General features: G+C 70.4%; 2 protein-coding genes and 1 pseudogene. All 3 read right to left on the reverse strand.

Annotation, left to right across the window (positions count from 1 at the left end):
• Positions 1-484: 50S ribosomal protein L25/general stress protein Ctc (locus tag ACJOT3_RS34060; RefSeq protein WP_406977250.1), on the reverse strand; the 484-nt coding region annotated here is incomplete at its 3' end.
• A 422-nt stretch (positions 485-906) separates the two neighbouring features.
• Entirely contained in the window at positions 907-1,875 is a 969-nt protein-coding gene (locus tag ACJOT3_RS34065) for a ribose-phosphate diphosphokinase (RefSeq protein WP_406977251.1), read from the reverse strand.
• Positions 1,876-1,895: 20 nt separating this feature from the next.
• Positions 1,896-2,470 (reverse strand): annotated as a pseudogene (gene glmU, locus ACJOT3_RS34070) (bifunctional UDP-N-acetylglucosamine diphosphorylase/glucosamine-1-phosphate N-acetyltransferase GlmU); the annotation flags it as partial.

Raw genomic sequence — 2,470 nt, forward strand, 5'->3', positions numbered from 1 at the left:
TGGCGCCGGCCGGCAGCTTCAGCTCGGCGGCGGTCACGACGGAACCGATCTCCAGGCCGTCGATGTCGTACTCGACGCCCTCGGGGATGTGGGTGGCCTCGGCCTCGACGGTCACGGTGACGAGCTCCTGGGTGAGCACACCGGCGCCCTTGATCTCGCCGACCAGGTTGACCTGGATCTCGACCTCGACCTTCTCGCCCTTGGAGACGACGAGCAGGTCGACGTGCTCCAGGAAGCCCTTGATGGCGTCGCGCTGGATGCTCTTGGGCAGGGCGAGGTTGTCCTTGTCCAGGCCTTCGAGGCGGAGCAGGACGTTCGGGGTCTTCAGGGCGAGCATGAGCTCGTGGCCCGGCAGGTTCAGGTGGCGGGGCTCGGTGCCGTGGCCGTAGAGGACGGCCGGCACCTTACCCGCGCGGCGGGCGCGACGGGAGGCGCCCTTGCCGAATTCCGTGCGGGGCTCGGCAGCGATACGTACCTCGGACACGACAAAACTCCTCGGGTTCAACCCCGCAGCACGGGGAACACGACTCCAGTAGTACGAACGATTCCCGCTCTCGGCGGGGAAGCGGCGGGGTCTCCCCGGTAGGGGACGCGACCGCCCTGGTTCCAGGCGTGCCCGGCGAGTCGCCACCGGACCCGTCCGGCCCGGGAACGCTCGTCGCGCACCCCTGCCCTCGCGTCCGCACGAAGCCGAACGAGGCTCCGCTCGGGCACGGGGACACTCGGTCAAGTCTACTGGTTCCGTGGACGACTCCGTACACGCCCCACCGCTGTCCCGTCACCGAGCGCGCAACCACCGGAGGCGGCGTGTCGGTGAGGGAAGGAACACGCGGGCGGGGGATACATCCGCATATCCCCGCCCGCACGGGTGACCGCGGGCCCCAGCGGCCCGCGGACCCGGTGGCCCTACTCGAACAGGCTCGTGACCGAGCCGTCCGTGAAGACCTCGCTGATCGCCCGCGCCACCAGCGGCGCGATCGACAGCTGGGTGAGCTTCTCGAAGGACCGGGACTCGGGCACCGGCAGCGAGTTGGTGATGACCACCTCGGAGATGCGCGAGTTCTGTAGGCGCTCCGCGGCCGGGCCGGACAGCACACCGTGCGTGGCGGCCACCAGGACCTGCTTGGCGCCCTGCTCGAACAGCGCGTCGGCGGCCTTCACGATGGTGCCGCCGGTGTCGATCATGTCGTCCACCAGGACGCACACGCGGTCCTTGACGGTGCCGACGACCTCGTGGACGCGGACCTGGTTGGCCACGTCGGGGTCGCGGCGCTTGTGGATGATGGCCAGCGGGGCGCCCAGCCGGTCCGCCCAGCGGTCGGCGGTGCGCACCCGGCCCGCGTCGGGGGAGACCACGGTGATCTCGGAGACGTCGACCCGGTCCGCGATGTGGTCGGCCAGGATCGGCAGCGCGAACAGGTGGTCCACCGGGCCGTCGAAGAAGCCCTGGATCTGGTCCGTGTGCAGGTCGACGGCCATCATGCGGTCGGCGCCGGCGGTGCGGAACAGGTCGGTCATCAGGCGGGCCGAGATGGGCTCGCGGCCGCGGTGCTTCTTGTCCTGGCGGGCGTACCCGAAGAACGGGGTGACCACGGTGATGCGCTTGGCGGAGGCGCGCTTGAGCGCGTCCACCATGATCAGCTGCTCCATGATCGACTCGTTGATCGGGTCGGCGTGCGCCTGGATGACGAAGGCGTCCGAGCCACGGACCGACTCCAGGTAGCGGACGAAGATCTCACCGTTGGCGAAGGTGTCGAACCGGGTGGGGACCACCTCGATCCCCAGTTCCTTCGCGACCTCCTCGGCCAGACTCGGGTGTGTGCGCCCCGAGAACAACAACAGGTTCTTCTGACCGGTGGCCTTCATGCCGCTCACGTGTTTCTCCCCCACAGTCACTACTGATCGCCGGCTCTGTGCCGTTCTGCGTCCTCGGCACGCCCTGCGCCCTCAGCGCCTTGGACGCCCTCCGCGTCCTGGGCCGGCCGCGCCCGCAGCGCCGCCTCGGCCGAGGCGGTTCCCGGGCGCTTGCGCGCGGTCCACCCCTCCACGTTGCGCTGCCGGTGTCCTTCGGACACGGCCAGCGCACCGGGCGGGACGTCGTCCCGGACCACGGTCCCGGCCCCGGAGTAGGCACCGTCGCCCACGGTGACCGGCGCGACGATGGTGTTGTCGCTGCCGATGCGCACGTGGTCGCCGATGGTGCTCCGGGACTTGTTGACCCCGTCGTAGTTGACGAACACCGACGAGCAGCCGATGTTGCTGCCGACGCCGATGTCGGCGTCGCCGACGTAGGTCAGGTGCGGGACCTTGGAGCCGCTGCCGATGTTCGCGTTCTTGACCTCGACGAACGCGCCGGCCTTGGTCCGGTCGGCCAGGCGGGTGCCCGGCCGGAGGTAGGTGTAGGGGCCGACGTCGGCCCCGGGGCCGATCTCGGCGCGGTCCGCGGTGGTCCGGCGGACCTTGGCGCCGT

This window comes from Nocardiopsis protaetiae, assembly GCF_045446735.1.
GTDB classification, from domain to species: Bacteria; Actinomycetota; Actinomycetes; order Streptosporangiales; family Streptosporangiaceae; genus Nocardiopsis; species Nocardiopsis protaetiae.